Source organism: Laceyella sacchari (assembly GCF_004343255.1).
Taxonomy (GTDB): Bacteria; Bacillota; Bacilli; order Thermoactinomycetales; family Thermoactinomycetaceae; genus Laceyella; species Laceyella sacchari.
The window spans coordinates 466,325-483,642 of the sequence record NZ_SMDD01000001.1; the positions used below are offsets into that span (position 1 = coordinate 466,325).

The 17,318-nt window shown below is 50.2% G+C and carries 15 protein-coding genes and 1 riboswitch; of the genes, 7 read left to right on the forward strand and 8 right to left on the reverse strand.

Translation table 11 applies throughout. From position 1 onward, the window contains the following. Positions 1 to 6 precede the first annotated feature (6 nt). The 5 genes from EDC32_RS16205 to kynB all read left to right on the forward strand — a co-directional run bounded on the left by EDC32_RS16205 (position 7) and on the right by kynB (position 3,680). Positions 7 to 171, forward strand: a complete 165-nt coding sequence (locus tag EDC32_RS16205) for a hypothetical protein (RefSeq protein ID WP_158283195.1) — start codon at positions 7 to 9, stop codon at positions 169 to 171. A gap of 103 nt (positions 172 to 274) precedes the next feature. After that, a complete protein-coding gene (locus tag EDC32_RS02210; RefSeq protein ID WP_132219843.1) occupies positions 275 to 769 on the forward strand; it encodes a hypothetical protein in 495 nt (164 codons plus the stop codon). 153 nt (positions 770 to 922) lie between these two features. Further along, a complete protein-coding gene (kynA, locus tag EDC32_RS02215) occupies positions 923 to 1,762 on the forward strand; it encodes a tryptophan 2,3-dioxygenase (protein WP_132220893.1) in 840 nt (279 codons plus the stop codon). Beyond that, on the forward strand, positions 1,743 to 3,059 hold the full coding sequence (kynU, locus tag EDC32_RS02220; protein ID WP_246026823.1) for a kynureninase: 1,317 nt from the start codon (positions 1,743 to 1,745) through the stop codon (positions 3,057 to 3,059). Before kynA ends, kynU begins: the two co-directional genes overlap by 20 nt. Beyond that, a complete protein-coding gene (kynB, locus tag EDC32_RS02225; protein ID WP_132219844.1) occupies positions 3,060 to 3,680 on the forward strand; it encodes an arylformamidase in 621 nt (206 codons plus the stop codon). Between the two features lie 65 nt (positions 3,681 to 3,745). Here kynB and EDC32_RS02230 read toward each other — a convergent pair whose 3' ends face one another. The 3 genes from EDC32_RS02230 to mgtE all read right to left on the reverse strand — a co-directional run bounded on the left by EDC32_RS02230 (position 3,746) and on the right by mgtE (position 7,984). Continuing rightward, entirely contained in the window at positions 3,746 to 4,735 is a 990-nt protein-coding gene (locus tag EDC32_RS02230; RefSeq protein WP_132219845.1) for a zinc-dependent alcohol dehydrogenase family protein, read from the reverse strand. Between the two features lie 259 nt (positions 4,736 to 4,994). After that, positions 4,995 to 6,269 (reverse strand): M14 family metallopeptidase, encoded by a 1,275-nt coding sequence (locus EDC32_RS02235; protein ID WP_132219846.1) that lies wholly within the window; start codon positions 6,267 to 6,269, stop codon positions 4,995 to 4,997. Between the two features lie 365 nt (positions 6,270 to 6,634). Then, entirely contained in the window at positions 6,635 to 7,984 is a 1,350-nt protein-coding gene (gene mgtE / locus EDC32_RS02240) for a magnesium transporter (RefSeq protein WP_022735798.1), read from the reverse strand. 95 nt (positions 7,985 to 8,079) lie between these two features. Then, positions 8,080 to 8,242, reverse strand: a riboswitch (M-box (ykoK) riboswitch). A gap of 556 nt (positions 8,243 to 8,798) precedes the next feature. Between mgtE and EDC32_RS02245 the strand changes: the two genes are divergently transcribed. Next, entirely contained in the window at positions 8,799 to 10,214 is a 1,416-nt protein-coding gene (locus tag EDC32_RS02245; protein ID WP_132219847.1) for a SpoVR family protein, read from the forward strand. A 184-nt stretch (positions 10,215 to 10,398) separates the two neighbouring features. Further along, positions 10,399 to 11,439: a C40 family peptidase gene (locus EDC32_RS02250; RefSeq protein WP_132219848.1), complete on the forward strand. Its 1,041-nt coding sequence runs from the start codon at positions 10,399 to 10,401 to the stop codon at positions 11,437 to 11,439. A gap of 28 nt (positions 11,440 to 11,467) precedes the next feature. Here the strand turns inward: EDC32_RS02250 and EDC32_RS02255 are convergent, their stop codons facing one another. From EDC32_RS02255 to EDC32_RS02275, 5 genes are read right to left on the reverse strand one after another with little or no spacing between them, the layout of a single operon-like run. Next, positions 11,468 to 11,938, reverse strand: a complete 471-nt coding sequence (locus EDC32_RS02255; protein WP_132219849.1) for a GNAT family N-acetyltransferase — start codon at positions 11,936 to 11,938, stop codon at positions 11,468 to 11,470. Next, positions 11,920 to 13,212 carry a YheC/YheD family endospore coat-associated protein gene (locus tag EDC32_RS02260; protein WP_132219850.1) on the reverse strand — a complete coding sequence of 431 codons (1,293 nt, stop codon included), beginning with the start codon at positions 13,210 to 13,212 and terminating at the stop codon, positions 11,920 to 11,922. The genes EDC32_RS02255 and EDC32_RS02260 overlap by 19 nt, the downstream gene beginning before the upstream one ends. A gap of 15 nt (positions 13,213 to 13,227) precedes the next feature. After that, positions 13,228 to 14,595 carry a YheC/YheD family endospore coat-associated protein gene (locus EDC32_RS02265; protein ID WP_158283196.1) on the reverse strand — a complete coding sequence of 456 codons (1,368 nt, stop codon included), beginning with the start codon at positions 14,593 to 14,595 and terminating at the stop codon, positions 13,228 to 13,230. Positions 14,596 to 14,605: 10 nt separating this feature from the next. Next, the gene (locus EDC32_RS02270) at positions 14,606 to 15,703 is read right to left on the reverse strand and encodes a YheC/YheD family endospore coat-associated protein (protein ID WP_158283197.1); all 1,098 of its coding nucleotides are present in this window, start codon (positions 15,701 to 15,703) and stop codon (positions 14,606 to 14,608) included. Next, on the reverse strand, positions 15,700 to 17,136 hold the full coding sequence (locus EDC32_RS02275) for a YheC/YheD family endospore coat-associated protein (protein WP_132219853.1): 1,437 nt from the start codon (positions 17,134 to 17,136) through the stop codon (positions 15,700 to 15,702). The genes EDC32_RS02270 and EDC32_RS02275 overlap by 4 nt, the downstream gene beginning before the upstream one ends. Between the last annotated feature and the right edge of the window lie 182 nt (positions 17,137 to 17,318).

A 17,318-nucleotide genomic window follows, 5' to 3' on the forward strand; every position in this document is an offset into this window, starting at 1 on the left:
GAATCGATGGAACGGAGATGGTTTACTTGGTCATTGGTGACTCTGCTCATCTTGCTCATGCTGGTGATGAAGTTACTGCGCCTCAGCGCGTTTCTAATTTTGTTGTTGCTCTTGGTTATTGGGGGAGGCTGGATCATTGGCCGACTATGGAGCAGTGGCAAACGGAAATAACAGCGGGGTCGGCAGGGCAGCTACTTCAATATGGACATCTTGGGCTTGCCTTTCATTATAATGGAGAGAGAAGACAGAACGAACAGGAAGTAGAAGTGATACTGTGTGGAAAAAAGAAGCGTATCTGTTGCGGCGGTTGTTTGTGTCGGATGTGGAGATCCCTTTTTTGTTTGCACAATTGATCTATGACTACAAAGAGCGGTCGGGACATGTGGAAGTGTTGTTGGACGAAGTGACAGATCAGACCCAAACCGTCCTAAGTCATCAGGAGAAGTTTAAGCTGCCTGTTGCCTGCGTTACGCAAGAATTTTACCGGATCAGAGGGTTGGCGCGGTGCATGGAGATGTACGACAAGCGTTACCAGTTGCAGTTTGCGTTGGAGACGCCGCTGGAGAAGAAGCCGTTTGCGCTGGGGGAATTAGTGAAACCTTATGATATGGTGTCTGTTGAATATGCTGGGACGGTGGTGAAAGGGTTTATCGTCAACTTTTCCAATGACGGGAGTTTTTTGGCACTTCGGGATCCCGATACGCTTCAAATTCAGCTTTTTCCGGTCGCTCAATGTAAAATCACGTTGCTGGATTCGGGGATCAAGTGACGTAAAGGGGAGCGTTGCCGCTTTAACGTGTCATCGCCTGTGTTTGGAGGGAATGTTGCCAATATTGTAAAATAGGGTGGAGCGTAGCATAGCGTAGTTGATGGAGAACGAAGAGTCAGTGGAAGCTGAGTGATGAACCGGGGAGACGAAGATATGGAACACAGGGAGCGACATACGTTGGACGAACAGATTGTCATCGACTTCAGAGAGCGCATGACTTATGGAGAATATCTTCGATTGGACCGTTTGCTGTCCAGCCAGACTCCGTTGTCGGAGCATCATGACGAAATGCTGTTCATCATTATCCATCAGACCAGTGAATTATGGATGAAGTTGTTTTTGCACGAATTGACATCAGCAATCACCCGGATCAATGAGGATGACTTGGCCACCGCTTTCAAGATGTTGAGTCGCGTATCCAAAATCCAGTCACAAATTATCTACGCATGGGATGTGCTGTCCACCTTAACGCCGACCGAATATCTGGCGTTTCGCGACAAATTGGGTCAAGCGTCGGGATTTCAGTCTTTTCAGTATAGGGAAATCGAGTTTCGCTTGGGCAACAAAAACGCCGAACTATTGCGGATATATGAGAAAGACCCGGCGTTGCTGGAACGGTTGACCCAGGTTTTGCACGACCCGTCCATCTACGACGCGGCGATTGGGGCTTTGGCACGAGCGGGATTTTCCATCGATCGCGCCGTGTTGGAGCGGGATGTCACTCAGCCGTATCAAGCAAACCAGAGCGTCGCTGCCGCCTGGATGGCCGTGTATCAAGATGTACAACAGTATTGGGAGCTATATGAGTTGGCGGAAAAATTGATGGATGTGGAAGACGGATTGCAGCAATGGCGCTTCCGCCACATGAAGACAGTGGAGCGCATCATCGGCTTTAAACGGGGAACCGGTGGATCATCCGGGGTTCCTTATCTTAAAGGGGTACTGGAACAACGGATTTTTCCGGAGCTGTGGGATGTTCGGACACAATTCTAACGAGCGGGGTGATCGCATGGCAAGAGATCCGCTGACACGCGAATGGGCGGAGAAAATGGATCAGACAGACGAGCTGTCCAGCTTTCGCCAAGAATTTTACATCCAAGAAGGCACCATTTATCTGAACGGCAACTCGTTGGGGCTGATGTCCAAACGGGCGGAAGCTTCCTTGCATGCCCAGTTGGAGTCATGGCAACGCTACGGCATTGACGGTTGGACGCAGGGCAAACGACCTTGGTTTTTCCTGGCTGAATCGTTGCGGGGCGGCTTGGCTCCCCTCGTCGGTGCCAAAGAGCATGAAGTGATTGTAACCGGATCGACGACGGTGAACATTCACCAATTGCTTGCGACATTTTACCGCCCACAAGGCAAACGTACCAAAATTGTGGCCGATGCCCTCACGTTCCCTTCGGACATTTATGCACTACAAAGCCAACTGCGGCTGTTTGGGTTGGACCCTGAAACGCATCTGATTCAAGTCCAAAGCAGGGATGGCCGCCTGTTGGATGAAGAGGAGATCATTCGCCAGCTGACAGATGAGGTGGCGTTGGTCTTATTGCCCACGGTTTTGTATGGGAGTGGTCAGCGTTTGGACATCGAGCGGGTGACAAAAGCGGCGCATGAGCGGGGAATCGTGATCGGGTGGGATGCTTGCCATTCCATCGGAGCCATGCCGCATGAGTTTCACCGCTGGGGTGTCGATTTCGCTGTCTGGTGTTCGTATAAATACTTAAACAGTGGACCCGGCAGCGTGGGCGGGTTGTTTGTCCATGAAAAACATTTGCCGGCATTGCCAGGTTTGGCGGGTTGGTTCGGCTCAGATAAAGAGCGCCAATTTGACATGGAGCACACCTTTATCCCGGCAGGGGATGCGGGAGCGTTTCAAATTGGCACTCCCCATATCCTGAGCATGGCGCCCATGGCGGGATCGCTCGAATTGTTTGCTGAGGCAGGCATAGATCGGATTCGGGCTAAGTCGCTCCGCCTCACCGGCTACTTGATGGCATTGGTAGATGGGTGGCTTACGGGGATGGGGTTTGAGATTGCCAACCCCCGGGAGGATGAGCGGCGGGGAGGCCATGTTGCACTGGTGCATTCTGATGCTGTCCGGATTTGCAAAGCGTTGAAAGAGGAGGGAGTTATCCCCGATTTTCGCGCGCCTGATGTGATCCGCTTGGCACCGACGGCCCTGTACACCTCTTTCGTGGAAGTATGGGAAGCGGTCAATCGGCTGAAGCGAATCATGACAGATAAGACATACGAACAATTTCCCAACGAGCGAGGAGTCGTGGCATAAATGGATTGGTATGATATTTCTGTGCCCCTTGTCAATGGCATGCCGGTGTGGCCGGGGGATACCCCCTATCAGTTTGGCTTACAATGGACTAAAGATGAAAGCGGATCGGTCAATGTCGGAAGGTTGACACTCAGTACCCATACCGGTACGCACATCGATGCACCTTATCATTTTGATGAAGATGGGAAAAAAACGCATCAACTCGATTTGTCCGTTTATATGGGGCCAGCGCGCGTCATCTATCTGCCGGATTGCGCCCGCATCGGCAAAGCGGAGTTGTCCGCCCATGACTTGCGGGGAGTGGAGCGGCTGCTCATCCGTACGGACGCTTGGCAGGAGAAGGAGACGTTTCCCCATGTGATTCCTCATGTGAGTCCTGACGCGGCGCATTACTTGAAAGAAAGTGGCGTACGGTTGCTGGGGGTGGACGTTCCTTCAGTCGATCCGATTGATAGCAAGGAGTTGGAGGCGCATCACGCGTTACATCAGCAAGGCATTCACATATTGGAAGGAATCGTTCTCAGCCACGTCCCTGACGGGGATTACGAACTTATCGCCTTACCCTTGCCGATTATTGACGGCGACGCCAGTCCAGTGCGGGCCATACTCCGGGTGAAGTGAATCATAACTCATAAATAAACAGACATCCCCTTGGCTTATAGGGGGATGTCTGTTTGTGTGGTGGCCTATGCGTGAAACCGTTCATTGGCCAGCGTGATTTTGCCCAAAGCTTGTCCACTAGCCAAGCGCTGGTGCGCCTGAGCGACATCGCGGAATGTGTAGGATGTGCCATCGAGCAGGGGCTTCACCTGCCCTTGTTCCACCAAGGGGACGAGCTCGCGCAGCACTTGTCCGTGCCGCTCCAATCCCTTTCCGGAGAGGAGGGGCAACATCAGAAAAATGACATGCAGCGTAAGGCCCTTGTTATGAAGCGGGGTCAAGTCATGCGTCGACCGCGCTGCGATGGCTACCACGGAACCGCCCGTTTTTACCGCGGCGAAGGAACGATCGAGATTCTCCCCTCCCACCGTGTCGAAAACCAAGTCAAAGCCGGTGCCGTCTGTGTATTTGTTGACATATTCGTCTACCGTTTCCTCACGATAGTTGATGACTGCGTCAGCACCCAGTTCCTTGGCGATTTGCGCTTTCTCGGGAGTGGAGACAGTCGTGTGCACCACAGCTCCTGCCGCTTTGGCCAATTGCACGGCGACGTGGCCGACACCACCCGTTCCGCCGTGAATCAGGATGCGTTGGCCCGCTTGCAAGTTTAATCGGTCAAACAATGCTTCCCATGCCGTGAGAGTCACCAAGGGCAAGGCGGCCGCTTCCTCAAATGAGAGGGAAGGTGGTTTTTTGGCGACGGAAGCGGCTGGGACGAGGAGATAGTCTGCCAAAGCTCCGTTTCGGGTACAGGCGTAGACTTCATCACCTTCTTGCAGATGGGTGACGCCCTCCCCCACTTCTTCCACTACTCCTGCCACATCCCCATGCAGGATCGCAGGGAACGGCGGAGCCAGATGGGGCACTGCACCTGCTCGAATTTTGGTGTCGATGGGGTTAACGCTGGTGGCGGCGACACGAATCAGAACGGAATTCGGCGTGACCGTGGGTCGCGACTGTGTCATTTCTTCAAAAACGTCTGGCCCACCAAAGTGACGGATGACCATTGCGCGCAAAGAAAATCCCTCCTCCGTTTTTTTTCAATATAGCACACATTTTGCCTCCATCCTCATTCAATATGGTTACATAGGTTGTTTACCACTTTTACTTGCTAGAGCGTGTCTGATGCATAGGCCGGCGGCTCCAATCCCCTTTTCTCATTCACTATACTTGTGCATCTGCGCTCACTCTCAGACAAAAAATTTTTTTCGTCGCTTCTTCCCCACAAAAAATGCGCCGGACTCCATTAGGAGCCCGGCATTGGCTGTCGAAAGGTCATTTGGTGCTACAGGATTTACCGATGACGCTGTACGGGCAGTCTGCCTTTTCAGCGACATACAAGACCGCCTCTTTGTTGCGGCTGGTTTCCCGCTCGATCACTTCATCTGGCGGGTAGAATCCAGGATTGTAACTGGTTGGGTACATTTCAAAGGTGAAGGCAAAGATTTTGTGCTGTCCATAGGCCCAGTCGGTCATATCCCCATCGGTGATGTAGAGATCACTCGATTGTTGTGGGGTGTATCCGTTGGTCCGTGCCATCGTGTTGGCCATGGTTTTGAATACATTGAAGTCGTCTTGTGTCATGTCGCTCGGGACATCGGTATAGGTGTAGCCGTAGGGATACAAAATCAATTCGCTGTAGGTGTGGAATGTAATCAGTGTTTTGATCTGTTGCTTGCCACCGACGACGCGGCTGTTGATGAAGTCACGCATGGCGGCGGTTTCCGGTGCGGAGAAGGCTGAGCGCCCGCGATAGGTTTCACTGGAAGGACTACTGCTGGAACCGCCGCAGCAACCCCATTTGTAACCATAGTTGCGGTTGAGGTCGGTGCCTACATAGCTGGACCCGGAGTTGGGTTGACGGTTCTTGCGCCAGGATTTGTAACTGCCACTGGAGATGTCGTATTCTCCACCGTCGGGATTGATGTTAAACACAATATAAATCTCGCGGTTGTTCACCAGATTGGTGATGCGAGAATCACGGTTGTAGTTTTGAGTGAACAAGTCGAGGGTGTAAAGTGCCATTTCGACAGTGAGGTGTTCACGGGCATGATGGAGGGCAGTGTACAGCACTTCTGGCTCGTTTTCGTCTGTGCCGACATTGTCGCTGATTTTCACAGCCCACAGTTCGCGCCCTTCATAAGATTTGCCGATGCTGAACTTTTTGACGATGTTTGGGTAATTGGAAGCTACGGTGTTGATCTTGTTGACCATTTCGTTGTAGTTATGGTATCCGGAGTCGTAAGAGGGAAAATCTTGTGTGGTCAATGAGGTGTCTACAGTAGCGGTAAATCCTTTTTGCTTGATCTGCTTGGCTTCGGCGGGCGTAGCCAGCACTTTGACGTAATTTTTGCCCACCTCTTCAATCGCCGCACCGGTTGAGGCGATCGCTGAACGCTGTTCTTTGGTGCTGACGCCGTCAATTTTATAGAGCTTGATGCCCAAATCGAAAATGGAAGGGTTTTCGATATTCTGGCTGAAACCGAGCGCGGGCACGCATGCGACGATCAACACAAGCACCAATGACAACGAAAGCCATTTTTTTCTCATGTTGATTCCTCCTGAAGTAATAAAGTGATGAACAAAAAGTTGAAAATTCACTCCTTTCCGGTGAGGAGTTGGTCGATCGGTAGACATTGTTGGAATGGATAAATTGTGTGTTAAGGGGGATTTACTTTAGATATACTATTCTGAATATAAAATGAATTTCTATCTCATTTCTAAATAATCCTTCTTTATAGTAAAAAATTATCCTTTTAATTAAGAGATAAAACAGGACGTGCAAATTGCTTTCTAAATGCAGATAAGGCAGGTACGGCTTGCGTCCTATCCGTCCAATCGGAAAGGTCAAGCGGTACCTGCCTTACTCTTCTGCTCAGTACTCAAAGGTTCATCAACCTCAATTCGTTTAAGTTTCATATGTTGAGAATCACTTTGGCAATGCTGAGATAAATAATCAAGCCAGTGCCATCAACCAACGTGGTGATCAGCGGTCCCGAGACGACAGCCGGGTCAATTTTGAGCCGGTGGAGAACCAAGGGCAAAATCGCGGAAACGATGGAAGACCACAAGACGATAAACAGTGCGGACAAAGCCACCACATAGCCAATCGATGTTTCCACACCCATCATCGCAGCACGGATGAGGCCGATCACGCCGAGGGAAAGCCCTAAAAACAGGCCGGTCAACATCTCCTTGCGCATCACCCGAAAAAGGTCGCCAAATTTGACTTCGCCGATGCCAAGGGCTCGAACCAGGGTGCTCACGATCTGAGAACCGGTGTTGCCGCCAGTGCCGATCAGCAATGGAATGAAAAACGAAAGGGCGACGACTTGATCCAATGTGCTTTGGTAACTCTCCAACACGGTCGCGGTATAAGCGCCTCCGACAAACAGGATCATCAGCCAGACAATCCGTTTTTTGTACAAGCTGAATATGGACGTTTTGAAATAGGGTTCATCCAAAGGTTGGCTACCGCCCAGCTTGTGGATGTCTTCGGTGGCTTCTTCATGAATGACATCTACCACGTCATCGTAAGTGATGATACCGATCAATCTCCGTTGGTGGTCAACGACAGGTAGGGCATAGAAGTTATAGCGTGACAAGATTTGGGCTACTTCTTCTTGCTCCATCTCGGCCGGCACGGAAATAAACTCCGTGGTGGCGATGTCGATGAGGTGTGTCTGTGGTGGGGCAAGGATGATTTCTTTTAAGGAGACGATGCCCATCAATTCCCCGCGCGTGCCAGTGACATAGATGTAAGAGACGATCTCCGCTTCGTGTCCGACTTTGCGGATATGGTTGATCGTGTGTTCTCCAGTCCAATAAGCACGGGCTGAAATGTAGTCGACCGTCATCAAGCTTCCGGCGGTGTATTCGGGGTAGCTCATCAAGTTGTTTATCTGTTCCCGATAATCGGCGGGAAGCAGGCGGAGCATTTTTTCCGCTTGCAACGGATGCACCGCAAGCAACATGTCTACTACCGTGTCACTGGACATCTGTTTCAACAGCGGCGAGGCGATGTCATCGGACAAGCGGTTCAAGAGGCTGTATTGCAATTCCGGCTCCAAGTATTCAATGGCTTCTGCGGCGTCCGTCAAGGGCAAGTGGGTAATCAATTCCAAGCGAGCCGCTTCATCCAATTCCCGCAACACTTCCGCAAGGTCGAAAGGTTGGAGTTGATCCAACAGACCGAGCAAACGTTCCGTGTCTAGCGGGCTTTTGAGCGTTAGTTCAATTTCGCTTCTCAGCAGGGCATTGTTCATGCAGTCCCCCCCTTTTTCAAACAATAAAAAAACCCACTCCATTAGGAAGAGGGGTGCAAGGCAAATAAGCCCATAGCAAAAATGAGCTTCGCTTTGCTTATCTCCCTCATTGAGCTTTGGCACTGAACGGCATAGGCTAAGCCAGCTACGTTAGAAAAGACCTTCGTTCCGATCTTTCCTGCTGACCCATTGGTGTCTCTCGACATTTTTGGGCAGTAGCGTCTCTCCGATCAGGAGCCTCACCTAATAGAGATAAGAAAAAAGGATGTAGTTATTCAACGTAGTCAGTATAACTTCCGCGAAATCAAATTGTCAATTTATTTTATGACGGCGGAGGTAAATGTGTCCATCGTGGATTGGCGAGCGGAAGGGCGGTCGCTTGAATTTTAATAGAAAATTCTGTATAATTATATTGGACGACCGTATACCCCTCATCGTAGCACTTCCGGTTTCCCACCTACCTCCCTCTTTCCATCATATCACCGGTTTGCTCTAGAGCGTGTCTGATGAACAGGCTCACGGTTCCAAAACCATTTTCTTCTTCGTTTCATATGTGCATCGGCGTTCCTCGGGAAGAGGTTTTTCCGCCGCTTCTTTCCTACCAACTTGATTCAGCAGACGCGCCTTAGCACAAGTGCATATACCAATTCTCACACCATTGCATTTAATAGATAAAAGCAAAGATAGAGTCATATAAGGGAGGGTGCGCCGTCTTTAGATTCGTATTTTGCAAATGGATGGATGAACGGACAATGCGAAGGCTTGGATCGTAAGGCGGCTAAGACGATGATTGTTGGAAAGGGGATGAGCGTTGATGCAGGATAGAAAAGCATTGGAACGGTCGATTGCTGAGATTACGGAGATCGCCAAAGGATTTGGCTTGGACTTTTATCCCATGCGATATGAAATCTGTCCGGCAGACATTATCTATACATTTGGCGCATATGGCATGCCGACAAGGTTTTCCCATTGGAGCTTCGGGAAAGCATTTCACAAGATGAAACTGCAATACGATTTAAACCTGAGTAAAATCTATGAGCTGGTGATTAACTCCAATCCATGTTACGCGTTTTTGCTCAAAGGAAACAGCTTGGTGCAAAACAAGCTGATTGTAGCGCATGTACTGGCTCACTGCGACTTCTTTAAAAACAATTGCCGCTTTTCAAATACCTCGCGAGACATGGTGGAAAGCATGGCAGCGACTGCGGAGCGGATTCGGTTTTATGAATTGAAATATGGCAAAGACGTGGTGGAAGATTTCTTGGATCATGTCTTAGCTATCCAAGAACACATCAATCCCAGCCTGCTTGATGCCAGACGGGGCCACCGGTGGTCGGAGCGAAAAGCGGAGGCGGAATCCAAGCGTAAACCTCCCTCCCCGTATGAGGATTTGTGGAAGCTGGATCGCGACGTCCAACAGGAAACGCGTCCTCTCCCCCGCAAAAAGCGTTTTCCAGAGGAGCCGGAAAAGGATTTGTTGTTGTTCCTGATGCATCACAGTCGCATTTTGGAAGATTGGCAACAGGATATCATGACGATGTTGCGGGAGGAGATGTTGTATTTTTGGCCACAGCTGGAGACCAAGATCATGAACGAGGGCTGGGCTTCATATTGGCACATCCGCATCATGCGGGAATTGGACTTGGATGAGGCGGAAACGATTGAATTCGCCAAGTTGAACGCTTCTGTCCTGATGCCGTCGAAAACGTCGATTAACCCGTATTACCTTGGTTTAAAAATGTTTGAGGACATCGAGAAGCGCTACAACCATCCGACAGAGGAAGAACTGCGGGAACTAGGAAGGGTGCCCGGCCAAGGGCGGGAAAAGCTGTTTGAAGTGCGGGAATTGGAGTCGGATATCTCCTTTTTGCGCAATTATTTGACCAAGGAACTGGTTGAAGAATTGGATTTGTACGTGTATCAGCGGCAGGGAAATGAATGGACGATCACGGATAAAAACTGGGAGCATGTGCGGGATGAGTTGGTAATGAGCCGGATCAACGGGGGGCATCCGGTGATCGTGGTTCAAGATGGCGACTACCTTCAAAACGGGGAGTTGTATCTGGTGCACCGGTATGAAGGGGTTGAATTGGATTTGAAGTATCTCGAGAACACCTTGCCGCATGTTTATGCGTGCTGGGGGCGTTCTGTTCACTTGGAAACGGTAGTTGAAGGGCGGAAAGTGGTCTTTTGTTACAATGGAAAAAAATGCACGCGCAGGTTTGTGTGATTATTGGTCACTGCTGTAAAAGCCAAGCGTCATCAAGCTCTGGAGGGAATCTCCAGGGTTTTTTCTTTTGTTTGTTGTTTTGAAAAGGAAATCATTGCATAATCCTAAATTTGTCTTTTGTGTTAACATGAGGTCGTTCGCAGGGTAACAGCCTGTCCAATTTAAATTTGACAAGGGGGATTCGATGTTAACCAAAAAACATCTGACCAAAGTCACAGGTACACTTGCGGTAACGACCATGCTTTCGGTTGCGGTTCCGTTTAGTGCATCTAATGTCGTCACAGAAACAGGAGAAAAAGGTTTTTGGCAAAATGTTTTAGTGAATATTGGCATTCAAAAAGCAAATGCTGCGAGTAACGAAACTCAGAATATTCAAGCTTTTGGTGACAAGATTATCCAGACTGGTCAAAAATATTTGGGTACTCCGTATAAGTACGGGGCGCGTTCCGGTGACACCCGGTATTTTGACTGCTCTTCTTTTGTGCAACATGTGTTTAAACTAAATGGCGTTTCTTTGCCGCGCTCTTCCCGTCAGCAGGCAACGGTCGGCAAGAGTGTAGCCAAGTCCCAACTGCAAAAAGGGGATCTCCTCTTCTTTAAACTCCGTTCTTCTGGCGGAAAAATTGCCCATGTGGGTATTTATGCAGGTAACAACAAAGTGTTGCACACCTATGGTAAAGGTGGCGTGCGCTTTGATTCATTGTCTACTCCATGGTTGGAATGGGGTCTTGTTTCAGCGAAGCGTGTCGCACCAGCTGGCGTGGATAATACCAATGCGGGCAACCAAGTTGCGGACAAGCCCGGAACAAATCTAGAACAATCAAATGAAGAAGCACAACGACTTGCACTTGCAGACAAAATCATTCAAACAGGGCATAAGTATTTGGGCACACCATACGAATTTGGTGCCAAAGCGGGACAAACCGCCACGTTTGATTGTTCTTCCTTTGTTCAATATGTGTACAAGCAACACGGTATTTCCTTGCCACGTTCTTCCCGCCAACAGGCGACAGTTGGTCAAACGGTATCCAAATCCCAATTGCAAAAAGGGGATCTGGTCTTCTTCACCCGTAAAGATACTGCACCTAATGTAGGCCATGTAGCCATCTATGTCGGGGATGGCAAGATTCTCCACACCTACGGTAAAGGCGGCGTGCGCTATGACAGCCTGTCCACAGAATGGTTGGCTAAATCGTATGTTACCGCTAAACGTGTAATTAAATAAATCGGATACAAAACAGCCCTTTGCCAATTTACGGCAAAGGGCTGTTTTCTATTTCTTGCGGATCAAAGTTCCCACCACCCAGCCATAACGTGGGTTTTCCGGTCGGCCCTTTGAAGAGGTCGAAGGCAACCAACCCGCAACGGAAGCAAAGCTTTAAACTGGCTGTGTTGTCACAGGCGACTCGAGTATAAAGTTTGCCTATTCGCTCCAATGTGTGGCGCACCAAGGATTCGCCCACCCCTTGTTTTCGGAAGTCGGGGTGTACGGCGATAATGGCTTCTTGTAGGCCATAGTGCCCGATGGCGATAACCCCGGACAGTTTCCGTTGGTGTAGCGCTACTGCTATAAGAGTGCCTTCCGGCTGAGCCGCCGTGTTTAACTGTTTTAGCCACCGCAGCGCGCGATGAGTGATGCGCCCGTCGCCATAACGTTTCATGAAGTTTAACACGGCTGGCAGATTGGCCGCCAACTGCCGGGGGGTCAAGTTTCGGATGAGCATGTTTTCATGGCCTCCCCTGTCAATTGGTAACCACTCAAGTAAAGTGCATATTCAAGTATGCGCATGAGGGAGAGTCGCCGAATGTCGGGTTCGTCGAATTTCATCGGTTTGGCATTGGCTTCAAAAAACCAGAGGGTGCCGTTTTCTTCGATACCTAAATCAATTGACATTTCCCCTAAGGCGGAGGATTGTTTGGATTCGATGTATTTGGCTAGCTCCAAACCGGTTATTTTGATTTTGCTCAATATCTCAGGTGCTTTTTCCTTAAAGGTATGACGGATTACCCGATGCAGGCTTTCAATGCGGCCACCCATCGGGACGTGAGTAGAGATCGACGTTGGTCCAGCGACCCGAACCCCGGCCCCCGTCAATCCCCACTCTCCCTGATTGTTTTTTTGCAACAGCATGCGCACATCAAACGGCCGTCCTTCAAAAGTGGCCAAGGGGATCCCTTGTTGGATCAAATAAGGAAGTTGTTGTGTCAACTGCTGAACGGTTTGGCTCAATGCATCAACACTGGTAAATGTTTTTCGCGTCTTCTCTTTTTTGTCTTGGTAAATGAGTTCAATTCCATTTTTCATGCGGGATATGCGCATCATGCCAATCCCCGCTTTTCCGTCCACTTGCTTTAGGTACAAGCGGGGATATTTTTTTAGAAGTTCGTCAAGTTGCAAGTTGGGTGTCCACTTCAAGGTGTAGGGAACCAGCTTTTTTAATGTGTCTGACGCGGCTAGTTGCTGATGGAGGGTCCACTTGTCAAAAAAGTGGGGGTTAAACAAATGGACGCCTGGCATATCGGAAATAGTTTTTATCGCCTTTTGCACGGCAGGGCTTTGTTCAGCGCGCCGGTTGGGCACCCGATTGTATACCACATTGGGGATGGGAAGTTTGGCCCGAATCCACTTCAACCCTGGGGCTGCGGGATCTAGCAGATAGCCGGTCACGGTGGTTTCGGTTCGGGAAGCCAACCCGCTTGGGGTCAAGACATAGACGGTGATTCCCATTTTGCGCCCGGTTCGGATCAGGTCGGCAAAATTGGCGTGGTTACCTTGGAATGGTTTGCCCCCGTCAGAGGTCAAGATGGCGATAAATGGGCCCAACGATTGCTTGCTTTGGTAAAGTCGCTCCAATTGTGCCCCTCCGCGGCTTTCGTCAACAGAGGAGGAGGGGGGAGACTGATAGTTGAGCGTGGCGTCAAGCATGCCCGGAAAGACTGAAGACCTCTTTTTTTTCGATGTCGCAGTGGTGCGTTTGCGTTTGTGTGGGGGGTTCACGATACCTCCTCCTTTTTAGATGAAATTGGCCAAGTTCAGGCTGTATTCGGTGACCATTTTCGCCGAGCGGTGGCCGGCATGCACTAAGCTGGGATGGTGGAAAATGTGGCGTCCCGGTTTGGAATTCACTTCAAACAACCACACTCGGCCGCTTTTGTCGACGCCCATGTCCATGCCCAACTCCCCGAGCGGACCGTTTACGTGTTGTTCCAACGTTTCTGCGATGGTAATGCTCGCTTTCTTCACCCCAGCTTCGACCATTGGCGCATACTCATGGAACACATCGCGTAGAATCTGATCGGTAGGGATGATTTTCCCGCCGGTACGCACATGCGTAGTCACGCTGCCTGGACCGGCCGCTTTGGAGCCGATGGCAACCACGGTCCATTCCCCAAACCGGTCTTTGTGCAGATGGACGCGGAAATCGACGGGTCGTTGATCTCTGTGCTTAATCAGGCGAATCCCTTGTTGTACGATATATTTTTGAAAACGGGTTGGCTCTTTTGCAAAATAATGGTGCACCAATCTGTGCAAGGAACGGAACCTGTGCAGGACATTGCGGTCTCCTTCTCGGAAGCGGCAATAGTAGCCTAATTCAGGATCGTAGGTGATGCGAAAGATCCCTAAACCCAAGCTCCCGCCGCTCGGCTTGAGGTACACCATTTGGTGCCGATCTAACATCTGTTTGATGGTGGAGATGGATGGGGACAGATACGTTTCCGGCACCAAGTTTGCGGTGTGTGGGTGACTGCTTAGCCACTGGTGAATTTTCCATTTGTTAAAAAAGCCCTGGTTGAAGATCGGGCAGTTGTATTCTTTCTTGAATCGGTTCAGACATGCTTGCACATAACCGCGCGCTTCAATGGTGCGGTTAGGTATTCGTTCATAGATGACATCGGGGAAGGGAGCCTTGATTTGTTTCCACTTGTTTCCGACGATATGCCAACCGTAGATGAGGCGGTTTTGCCAATCCACCAGATCAGGGGTGAATGCATAGATGATCGGATGTTCTTCCAACCCCGCCTTGATAAACTCTTTAAACAGAGGTGAACGCTTTCCAAAAGGTTGATCCGCGTTACCTGAGAAACTGGTGGTAAAAATGCCGATCACAGGCCCCAGCTTCAGGGAGCGGTTTTCATAACGCGCGCGAAACTCATTTGAATAGGGGAGGGCCAAATATTTGGCGGTGTCCCTGGAAATCAAAATTTTTTCGCCCTGATGGGGAATACGGCGCGCTTGGGTAATGATGCTGCGATTTCCTAATTCCACTTTGATGGACTGCCCGTTTATACAACCCCATCGCTCCATGAGTGATTGGCTGAGGCCGATCGCTTGATTTAGCCCTTGAGTTGAGATTTTGACTTTGCACATGATTGAATTCATGGTGACCCTCCTACTGCTCGAGTAAAGCGCGTGCATAGCGGATGGGAAGTTGAACAGCTCGCTGGCGAAGTTGCAACTCGCCTGTTTTTAAAAAAATGGTGCGGCCCGGTTTGGAGTTGACTTCCAGAATCCAAATGCGTCCTAGCCGGTCGATACCGATGTCTAAGCCCAATTCGACCAATGTTCCGTGGTGGGCTTCAATTGTGTGTGGCACCGTTTCGCTGATCTGGTGCAACTGAGTAAGAATAAGATCCATCTCTTGCTGTCCATAGTGGGTTTCCAAGAAACTATGAATGTTCATCGCTTCCCCGCCACCGTGGAGGTTGGAAGTGATGGATTTCGGTTTGCCGGTACGGACGGCCATGCCGGTGATTTCCCACTGCATGTGTTCGTTTTTCTGAATCAAAATGCGAATGTCAAAGGGGCGGCGATCGGAAGTGTATAAAGAAAGATAAGGCTGAACGATGTAACGGGACTGCCGGATGAAGGAGTCCAGCCAACTCGACAGTTCCCTATCGTTCTTGAAATAGCGGGACACAATCAGGTTCTGTTGGTCGCGGCCGCGCACCAGATATCCTTCCTGAGCGGGGATGATCGCGACGACACCACGGCCATGGCTTCCACCGTTGGGCTTCGTCACAGCCCCACGATATTTGGCGATACATTCGAACACATCCGCCGGGGATTGGTACAAACGGGTGGGAGGCAAGAAAGGATGAAGCTCCGGGTTTTGTTTCAGTATGTCATATGTTTGCAACTTCCCTTTTAGCGGTGTGCCGAGCAACCGGACCTTTGGGTCGGAGCAGAGGCGTTTGATGTAAGGTTGATAAAAATGGTATTCTCGCAAATTGTGATAATAGCAACGATCGTATATCAAATGGGGGAGCGGTCTGACTGCCTTGACCCATGTGTCGTCGAACCGGACAGTCCACCCAGTCGCGGTTCGTTCATCCCACTTGATGTCCGTCGGGACAAATACGAAAATATCCATCCCCCAATTGCGGGCCTCTTGCGCGAGTTGCAGAAAATAAGGTGTTTCGTAAAACGGAGGCGTTTTCTTCACACCCGTTTCCCGGCACACGATGATGCCTAACGTCTGTTTCATCATTGATGTTTCCTCCTTCGTGATGTCCAGTGGGGTGCATGTGAAGGAGGGGCATGTGCATGGCGCCGGTACAACACAAGATACTGCACATAATCGATCAGTCTGGCGACGGAAGGCCTCGTTTGCGAAGAGGGATTGATGACCGTGTCGTCCGTTTTGGACGGCTTGGAGTTGATCTCGATTAGCCATATTTTCCCTTTGGTGTCGATGCCGAGATCGATGCCCAATTCGGCGTAATGTCCGCCGACCCACTCTTCAAACGAGTGGATGATTGATAAGGCGGCGTGCTGAATGTCGTTGATGCTGGGTTTGGTGGCCAAAGGCAATTCATTCAGCAATTCGCCAGTTTTGCGAATGGTGCCGCCTCGCGCCAAGTTGGACACGATGTGTTGATCGTTGGCGATGCGGCCGACAGAAGAGGTGATGCGCCATTTGCCTTGAATGTTTTTCTGTGCGAGGACGCGGAAATCCACTTGCCGCCGTCCGAGTTTGACCAAGTTCAGTCCTTGTTGCATGATGTAAGGTTGTTTTCTTATTTTTTTGTCAAGAAGGTGGAGGAGTTCCTTTTTGGAAGGCACCGTTTTGGAAAGCGTGCCATTGGGCGTCGCTGATTGGTAAAGCCATTGTCCGCCGCCGGATCGCTCCACGCGGATGATCCCCTGCCCCAGACTGCCATTGGTCGGTTTTAGGTAAACGACAGGATGGCGGGAAAGAAACTCTCTGCATTTGTCGGTGTGGTAGGTGTAGGTTTCTGGCAGGTACTGGTGCATGCGCTCGTCTTTGGACAGGATCTGGTACACTTCCAGCTTGTTGAGAAACCGTTCGTTGAAGATGGGGATGTGAAACTGGTGTTTCAAGCGAGCCAATTTGGCTTGAACGGATTCCTTTTCCTCGATCTTGCGTGAAGTGATGCGGTTGTAGATGACATCAGGCAGCGGGAGTGCGGCAGCCAGCCAACGGTTGTTCGCTTTAATCCACCCTTTGATTCCACGACGGTCCGGATCGATCATGTCTGCCAACACAACGGCTACTCGGATCCCCTGGTTCATTGCGGCGGCATCGCATTCGTCCAGGAAACGGGTGATCGGTCCGAACAATTGGTCGTCGTTATCCGTTTGGGGGATTTTGCTGATTAAGATGCCGAACAACGGAGCGAGGCGCAAACGGAGAGAACGGGAGTCAAAATGCACAACCGTGTGCGGCTGCGCGGGCAGGAGCAATTTGTTGGCCAAATAACTGCTGATAAAGATAACCTTGTGGTTGGCGCGTCTCAGCCGGCCGATAACACCTGTGGTGACGGAGCTGCCGAAAGAGACCCATAGCATGTCGGTGTGGATATTCAGTTTTTTAGCCAATTGATCGCTCATCATGATATTGATGTGTTCGGGAAACTGCTGATTGGGTAGTATCTGAATTTGAACTTTTGCCAGCCCCATGGTAATCCCCTTCCGCCTGAATTAACTAATGTATGGTATGTAGGCCAATATGCGGGAGTGAATAAAACAGGCTTGGCAACGCGGGTTTGTGCGTTTGGCGAATCACGGCTTGTCACTTGGCGCCATTGTGAAAAACGTGTTACGATGGGCAAGGGAGATGGAAACCCATGGTCTATTCATAT